The sequence below is a fragment of the Mesobacillus sp. genome, from assembly GCF_047739415.1.
Taxonomy (GTDB): domain Bacteria; phylum Bacillota; class Bacilli; order Bacillales; family Cytobacillaceae; genus Mesobacillus.
The window spans coordinates 1-8,692 of sequence record NZ_JBIQOE010000017.1 but is presented as its reverse complement, the minus strand read 5'-3'; the positions used below and the strand labels follow the sequence as shown (position 1 = coordinate 8,692).

At 41.6% G+C, this 8,692-nt stretch carries 8 protein-coding genes; 1 reads left to right on the top strand and 7 read right to left on the bottom strand.

All coding sequences use genetic code 11. The features are described from left to right. The 7 genes from ACH0QE_RS01240 to ACH0QE_RS01210 form a co-directional block, all read right to left on the bottom strand. On the bottom strand, positions 1–1,256 hold a 1,256-nt coding region (locus ACH0QE_RS01240; protein ID WP_415798930.1), incomplete at its 3' end, for an aldehyde dehydrogenase family protein. 17 nt (positions 1,257–1,273) lie between these two features. Further along, positions 1,274–2,905 carry an acetolactate synthase large subunit gene (locus ACH0QE_RS01235; protein WP_415798929.1) on the bottom strand — a complete coding sequence of 544 codons (1,632 nt, stop codon included), beginning with the start codon at positions 2,903–2,905 and terminating at the stop codon, positions 1,274–1,276. 136 nt (positions 2,906–3,041) lie between these two features. Then, a complete protein-coding gene (locus ACH0QE_RS01230) occupies positions 3,042–3,818 on the bottom strand; it encodes a TerC family protein (RefSeq protein WP_415798928.1) in 777 nt (258 codons plus the stop codon). Between the two features lie 692 nt (positions 3,819–4,510). Beyond that, positions 4,511–4,924: a hypothetical protein gene (locus ACH0QE_RS01225; protein WP_415798927.1), complete on the bottom strand. Its 414-nt coding sequence runs from the start codon at positions 4,922–4,924 to the stop codon at positions 4,511–4,513. A gap of 17 nt (positions 4,925–4,941) precedes the next feature. Next, positions 4,942–5,802 (bottom strand): hypothetical protein, encoded by an 861-nt coding sequence (locus tag ACH0QE_RS01220; RefSeq protein WP_415798926.1) that lies wholly within the window; start codon positions 5,800–5,802, stop codon positions 4,942–4,944. Continuing rightward, positions 5,780–6,127, bottom strand: a complete 348-nt coding sequence (locus tag ACH0QE_RS01215) for a PadR family transcriptional regulator (protein ID WP_415798925.1) — start codon at positions 6,125–6,127, stop codon at positions 5,780–5,782. Before ACH0QE_RS01215 ends, ACH0QE_RS01220 begins: the two co-directional genes overlap by 23 nt. 875 nt (positions 6,128–7,002) lie before the next feature. Next, positions 7,003–7,239, bottom strand: a complete 237-nt coding sequence (locus ACH0QE_RS01210) for a hypothetical protein (RefSeq protein ID WP_415798924.1) — start codon at positions 7,237–7,239, stop codon at positions 7,003–7,005. 248 nt (positions 7,240–7,487) lie between these two features. On the opposite strand from ACH0QE_RS01210, the gene ACH0QE_RS01205 reads away from it, so the two are divergent. Then, on the top strand, positions 7,488–8,692 hold a 1,205-nt coding region (locus ACH0QE_RS01205), incomplete at its 3' end, for a TolB family protein (RefSeq protein ID WP_415798923.1).

The following is an 8,692-nucleotide window of genomic DNA, read 5'->3' as shown; positions in this document are numbered from 1 at the left end:
TAAGCGCGGCTGATATCTTTTGTAAATACGCCTGCCTGAAGTCCAAAGATGGAGTCATTTGTTTTTTCAACCGCTTCTTCTTCCGTTTTGAACGGCATCACGGTAACAATTGGAGCGAAGGCTTCTTCCTTGACGACTTTCATGTCCTTTTTCACATTGGTGATGATCGTCGGGTACATCATCGTTCCCTTTCTTTCGCCACCAGTTTCTATGGTCGCCCCTTGGTTTTTTGCTTCTTCCACCCATTCCTGGATTCGTTTTGCCGCATTTTCATCGATCATCGGGCCAAAATCTGTTCTTTCTTCCATTGGATCACCGATTTCCAGTTTTTTTGTTGCTTCAATATACTTCTTGAGGAACTCATCATAAATGGCTTCCTGGACATAAATTCTTTGGGCCGAAACACAAACTTGACCTGAATATCCAAAGGCTGCATTGACCAGCCTGTCTACGGCATCATCAATATCGGCGTCATCAAAGACGATATTCGGCGAGTTTGAACCGAGTTCCATTGTGACCTTTTTAAACCCGGCAGTGTCGCGAATGATTTTCCCGACCGTCAAACTGCCGGTAAAGGTGATCTTTGGTACATCCTTGTGGGGGACGAGAGTAGTTCCTGCTGTTTTACCTGTACTCAGGACAAGATTCAGCGCTCCATCCGGCAACCCTGCATCCTTTAATAACTTCGCAAGCATGTATGCAGATACCGGCGTTTTTTCAGCAGGCTTAAAAATAACCGTATTCCCCGCGGCGATAGCCGGGGCAATCTTATGCAGCGATAAATTCAACGGGAAGTTAAAGGGTGTGATCGCACCAATTACACCCATCGGAACTCGCTTCACCATTCCCATTCGGTTATCCCCACGAAGCGCTGCATCCATCGGCACCACTTCCCCTGCCGTATGTTTGGACAGCTCGCTTGAGAATCGGAGGATCTGGATTGAACGCATGATCTCCGCCCGGCTATGCTTGATGGGCTTTCCCGCTTCCATCGCTATGATCTCGGCAAATTCCTCTTTCTTTTCTTCCAAAAGCTCGGATGCCCTAAGAAGAATATCTGCCAGCTCATGTGCAGGCATTATTTTCATCGTCTTATGGAAGGTCTGGAGGCTGTTATCGATAGCCTCCTCCATCTCCTTTTCACCAGCAAGATGCATTTCGGCAACCAACTCGCCGCTGTATGGATTCCTCACTTCCATCGTTTCACCGCTGCCTTCTATCCTTTCAGCACCATTGATGATTGAAGCAATTTTCATGACATTCCCTCCTGTTCCTAGCATAATATTTCACCTAGTTTTTCGGTTAGCTTCATATTTTCGCTATAGTCCACAGGGCAATCAATTAATACTGGTTTATTCATCTCGACCGCTTTCTTGATGGCATCCTTCAGTTCTCCACCTTCTTCTATCCCAATCGCTTCAAAACCGTATGATCTTGCAAGCTGGATAAAATCAGGATTGCCAAACTTGATATTCGATGACCTGTTAAACTCCCTCATCTGCTTCCATTCAATCAAGCCATAGCCGCCATCTCGCCATAAAAGGATGATAATCGGCAGATTCAATCTCTTTGCGGTTTCAAGTTCTGCACTGGACATTTGGAAAGCCCCGTCGCCCACTACGGCAACAACATTCCGTTCTGGATGGACCATTTTAGCAGAGATTGCCGCAGGGACAGCAATACCCATAGAAGCCAATCCGTTAGATATCAGGCAGGTGTTTGGCTCAAAAGTATGATACATTCTTGCCATCCACATTTTGTGGGCTCCAACATCCGAGATGACAATATCCTCTTCGTTCATCACAGACCTAAGATCATGGATGATTTTCTGCGGTTTTACTGGATAGCTTGTATCGTCAGCATATGACTGGAATTCATTTATCGTTTTTTCCCTCACGTTTTCTACCCACTTGTTATCTCTTTCCGTTGATGAGATTACCTTCTCCAACTGCTTGAGGTTTTCATTTATGTCTCCAATGACGCTATGTTTAACAGGATAATTGGCATCTGTTTCGGCTTCTATTGTATCGATGTGCAAAATAGGGCTTTCTCCATCAGGATTCCAGTTTTTTGGCGGATATTCAGCGATGTCAAAACCGATCGCTATGATCAGATCAGACTGTTCAAAACCACATGTGATATAATCCTTGCCACTGATGCCAGCCGTTAATAGACTTTGATCATTTTTCCAGGAAATCGCGCCTTTCCCCATGAATGTATGAACGACGGGAAGATCCGCTTTTTCCGCTAAAGCTCTCAGGCTATCCTCAGCCTGTCCTCTTCCAACGCCCATTCCAGCAAGAATCAGTGGATGCTTCGCCTGTTCGATAAGTTTAGCTGCATCCTTGATGACACGCTCCCCTGCTTCCATTAATGTCGGTACATCGATTTCAAGAGGATTCCCCTCAACTTCCACTCCGGCAATATCCTCAGGCAGGTCGATATGGGTGGCTCCGGGCTTTTCACTTAGTGCAACATCAAAAGCTTTTCTGACAACCTCCGGGATGATTTCTGCTTTTTTCACTTGTGTATTCCACTTCGTTACCGGCTCAAAAATGGAAACCAGGTCATAATATTGGTGGGAAATTTTATGCTGGCGGTCCAATCCTGCCTGTCCTGTTATTGCTATGATCGGACTGTGGTCCATATTTGAATTGGCAACCCCTGTTAAAAGATTCGTTGCGCCTGGTCCAAGAGTCGCAAGGCAGACACCTGGCTTCCCGGTTAGCCTTCCGTATGTCCCTGCCATAAAAGCGGCATTCGTTTCATGTCTTGTTACAACGAATTCAATGCTCGAATCGAGGAGAGCGTCCATAATATCAAGGTTTTCCTCCCCAGGAACACCGAAAATGTATTCAACACCCTCGCGTTCCAAACATTTAATCATTAATTCAGCTGCTTTCATATCAACACTCCTTTACATGGAATAATCCTATAATGACTATTCCACTCAGGGGTACAGATAAACGTTCTAGAAATTCCAATGCATAAAAAAAGTGCGGCAATCCATTTCGGATTACACGCACTTTTTGGTTCATTCATTATAAAGAGTTGCCTTCACCTTTAGTTTTTTTCGCTGGAGCAAACCATCCGACAAGAGCAATTGTTACCAATACTCCATAGAAGATTGTTGTCCAAAGTGTACTATGCGGGAAGTCATGGTCCAGGACAGCAATTTCTTCATGAGCAAGGGTAATGACTGCAAGTTTCACACCAACCCATGCCACGATTGCATACGCAGTTGTTTCCAATGCTGGTCGCTGGTCAAGCAGCTTAACAAACCAGGTAGCTGCGTATTTAATTAAGATTAGACCGGCAATACCGCCAAGAAGAACGACAATGAACTTTCCTCCGTCCATGCCGCCAAAATTTCCTAGCGGTGAGTCCGGCAGACCAAGGGCAAGAGCAACTGCAGCAAGAATTGAATCAATTGCAAACGCAAGGTCTGCTAAACCGATTTTTCCAACAGTTGGCCAGAAGCCCATTCCTCTTGCTTCCTTCTCTTCTTCCTTATGAATATTTTCATTTTCTTTACCGAACTTAGCCTGGATGACATGCTTCAATCCGAGGTAAAGAAGGTATGCCGCTCCGATTGCCTGTACCTGCCAGACGTTTGCAATGAAAGAAATCGCAAATAATGCCCCAAACCTGAAGACAAACGCCATCAAGATTCCATAACTTATCGCCTTTTTCTTCTGATCATCAGGTAAATGTTTCGCTATGATTGCCAGTACAAGAGCATTGTCAGCCGATAACAAACCTTCAAGACCAATCAATATCAATAATGCCCAGGCATATTCAAGCCAAATTGATTCCATCAACCTATCTCCTTCCTCTTTCACAACTCTTATGTAATTGTCTCATTAACAATAGAATTACCCATTAAGCCTTACAAAATCCAAATGAATGCTGCTTATTTTACTGAGTTTCATTCTATGTCTTCTTCATTTACCTATTTCCATATACCATTTAAAAGCAATAGATAAACTTACCAACAGATAAAAGTGGAGACTATAATACTCTATATTTTTTCAGAAAAATATTCAACATTTTTGTTTTTTAGAATACAAAATAAACAGACGAGCTTGTCCGTCTTGTTGGTGATGTATACCGTTCTGGTTACAAGCGGGAAATCGTATTAATGTCGGTAACTACTATACACTTCTATTACTGTTTTCTTTTTGTTCCTTTAAAGCCAGGCTTATAGCCATCAGCAACAAAATCATATGCGACGCAAAAAACACCAGTGTATAAATCGAATTTAACGCTAAGGCTATCGCCAAAGATGAAGTTGATAGGAAGATTAAGCCCACAATCGCTCTCCTATACCCTTTGGCTCTGGTTTTCATGATGTAAATGCTTAGTGAAACTATTGTTAAAAAAGCTATGACTGAAAGCGTAAGATGCATGGATAGTACCTCTCTTTCAGCTAGTCATTTTTTCACACTTCCCAATTATACCACTTTTTTCCGAAATGGATATAAAAAAACTGCCAATCCTGGCAGCTGAATTAAAGATTTTCATTATTAAAACCAAACGGAGTTGGGACTACTGTTTCCAGCCGTAACAGGTATAACGCGAACCTACCCATCCTTCCATCAATGATCTTCGTATCATCGGCACCATCATTTTTGACAACCTTGTATTTCACTTCATTCCCAACGCCGTCTTCCGCCCTTCCTACGAATAGCACCTCTACCTTCTCATCCGGTTTTGTTGCAATAAAAGCGTAAGATGAACCATCATGTTGGAACATCCCTGTTCCCCCAGGACCGGAACCTTTTATAAAGTTCCTTTCCTCTTCTGGCAAGCTGTCATAATGGGCCATTATATATTTGATTTCTCCATCATCAAAATCGATCATAATGAACGCAACGATCATCACCAATAAAAATGGGATGAGCCCCCTTTTAAGTTCCTTCATTCTTACCTCCAAAGAAATTAAAGTGATTGCCGATAAAACATCCGTGACACTTTTTGGCTAAAAATGGTGATTCCTTTGATCGATATCGTGTGCTGGAGAAAAGCATACAAAAGAAAGACATTTATAAAAAGGACCGACCACTCAGCACTTGATTGAAATCTTGCCAGAAATACACCAATCAACAGCATCACCCAGTATTGGAAACTCGAGTTCAATATCCTTTTCCACACAGGGATGTAATTGTTACTGGTGATGAATTGCATTGCAATAATCACATACCACAACATGTGAAGGGTGACAAATTCAAAAAGTCCACTGGATCCAGTCAGCCTGTTCCAATCCAGAGAGAATAGATGTCCGCCATATATTTCTAAAGACAAGGAAGTTCCGTACATTCGGGTAAAGAGCTGCAAGAAAAATATGTAGATGGTGATTATTCCGATAACAGACAGCCTCCAGTCCGACTGACGTTTGGCAATAAAACGATGAACCAGATAAGCAAAAACCAATGCTATAAGTGAGGCAGAGATAAAATATGGCTGAAAATGAGCACCTATTAAAATCATGGGGCCAACCAAGCTGGCAATGATGCAAATAATCCCAATCACACTTTCTTTTTGGGTTTGGGACTTGATAGCACTAGGATAGCTTTGATTCACTTCCGTCTGGATCATTTGAATGTCTCCAAATTGATCAAGCACCGTACGGATTGCTTCCATCTTTTCTATCCCTTGTTTCTGCAGTACTGAAAAATGATCATACAAATGCTGGGTCCACTCTTCTTCCACTTCCCTTTTTTCCTCGTCTTCCAGATGTAATTCTTGAACCAACCTTTTGATATAGTCGTCGAATTGTTTAATTGATTCTTGTGTTGACACTTCCATCACCTACAATTCGATGTACGACTCTCTTAAACATATTCCATTCTTGCTTTTGATCTGCCAAAGCTTTTTTCCCAGTTTTGGTGATTCGGTAATATTTGCGGCGTGGACCATCCTGAGAACTTACCCAGTAGCTTTCAACCAATCCAGATAGCTCCAATTTTTTCAGAGCAGGATACAGTGTTCCTTCTTTATAGCTGAGATAACCTTCACTCACCTCGTGAACCTTCTCAGTGATTTCATACCCGTACATCTCTTTTTCCGAAAGCAGCGACAACAAAATCATGCTAGTACTTCCTTTTAAAAGCTCAGTTTTACTCATGCATTGGCCTCCTCAATATAGGATTACTACTTACTAGGTATATCGTAACACTATATAGTGGTGGCTGCAATATAAAATTAGATTTATTTTCCAATTCACCTTTTAAAGATGCTTATCACTATAAGCTTTAAGTGCGGATCTTTTACATTTTCTCGAAGTTACAATAGGTAAGGACACATCTGCCAGGGGTTAAGCCGAACATGTCTTAATTCCTTCGTTTTCTTGACAGTTTTACTCCATTAACACCCAAAGCTGTTCGTTTTCTTTACATCCAGTAGCTGTTCTGAAAGGCATTCCGGAAGATATCCTGGTGAAGGGGAAAGAGACCACATAAGGGTATGAAAAGCCCTGAACGATACCCTTATGAAGAGGAAAGAGACCACATAAGGGTACGAAAAGCCCCGAACGATACCCTTATGAAGAGGAAAGAGACCACATAAGGGTACGAAAAGCCCTGAACGATACCCTTATGAAGAGGAAAGAGACCACATAAGGGTACGAAAAGCCCCGAACGATACCCTTATGAAGGGGAAAGAGACCACATAAGGATACGAAAAGCCCTGAACGATACCCTTAGGAAGAGGAAAGAGACCACATAAGGGTACGAAAAGCCCCGAACGATACCCTTATGAAGAGGAAAGAGACCGCATAAGGGTACGAAAAGCCCTGAACGATACCCTTATGAAGAGGAAAGAGACCACATAAGGATACGAAAAGCCCCGAACGATACCCTTATGAAGAGGAAAGAGACCACATAAGGATACGAAAAGCCCTGAACGATACCCTTATGAAGAGGAAAGAGACCACATAAGGGTACGAAAACTACGCCCAAATAAAAAAAGCTGCCACTTTTGACAGCCATTTCAGTACTAACATTAATATTCGTCTTGTTGAGTTCTATAAGCTTCCCTTTTTTTGAGTTTTGTTACCCTGTAATCGTGGACTTTTAATGCGGATGTATGGGAGTGGTGAATATTGTGTTTTCTTTCCTTTTTCCAATCATGATCGTCTTCATCATATTCATGGAGAAAATGGGATGACCGCATTTCTCTTCTGGCAGCAATCATACGTTTCGATGGACGTCTTTTACCTGATTGACCTCTCGGTTCCATCTCTGCACCCCCTGGTATTCAACGGTTCCCTCTCTATTATTTTACCATGGTTTAAATTGTCCTATTATGAACAACAGTTGAAATTTAATAAAGAAATTAAAGGCTTGTCCTTGCTGCTCTGACTTGTACAAAGACATATTCACAATGAAAAATTTATATATTTTTCCTAAAAAAACCTTTTAATTAGTGTAATTTTACACTATATTGTATGTATGGTAAACATATCGGTATTTTAAGGGGGATGACCAGTGAATAGAAAGAAGACTTTATTGGGCGCAATTGCTTTTGTTGCTTTGTTGTTGATTTCAAGCATCAGTTACATGTTGTTGGCTGACCGGGATGCTTATAAATATTATACAGGTCTTGGAAGTGGGCTAGCCATCTCTGAGGATGATCGGCGGATTGCTTTTTCCTATTTCAATAACGGTAACTCAGCAATTTATATAGCCGATCAAGATGGAAAAGATGTTAAGAGAGTGAGTAATCCTCATGAGGTTTATCACTCTAATCCAAAGTTTTCACCAGATGGGAGCAAGATTTTATATTTATCACAGGACAATAACCATATTAAATCGCTTTACATAGCAAATGTCGATGGGACCAACCCTAAAAAACTTTCAGAAAGCTCACAGCACATTTCTGGCGCTGTCTTTTCTGATGACAACGAAACGATTTTCTTCGCAAGCATGCCTGCGGAAGAGTTTAAGAAGACTGAGGGGGAAACTCAGGAGGGGTATGATCTTTTTTCCGTTAAAATTGATGGCTCACAAATGGAGCAGTTAACCGATAGAGATTTCTATACAATGGATAGCCTTGTCTTTTCTGCTGAGAAAAAGGAAATTCTCTTCAAGGATTTTGACGATATAAATGCGTTTGACCTGGAGGATCAACGGGTGTATACGGCAGATTTCAGCGATAAAATGCCTGCTGATTTTTTTCATCTCACGCTTTCTCCTAAGCTTAATGTTGTAGCTTATACGACGATTACAGAAGAATCGAAGGACACTTCCCTGTTTGAATACGATTTATTTCTAAAAGATTTGAAAAATGGAGAAACTAAGAGGCTCACCGACTTGAATTCATCCGTTGTTTCTCCGGTCTTTTTTAACGATAAAAATGAAATTCTCTTCCTGGAATATATAAATTGGCCGCAAGAACCAGAGGAATATAGGTTGAAGACAGTTGACATAGAAACCAAAAAGTTAAAGGAAATTAGGCTTGAAATCCCGGTTCTTGAATCCAGCAACTTTGTCATGAAGGCCATTGATTATTCAGTCAACAGCTGGACAGTTGGCCTGTTATATACGGTGCTGTTAATGCTTATAACTGTTTACGTCAAGCATGAAAAAGTGTTTTTGCCGTCGTTAATCAGCCTGGCAATTGGATTATTGACATTAGCGGCAAGCTTTGTTGTTGCTGCCACGGTAGATCCTTGGGCTGGAATTGGTGTCGG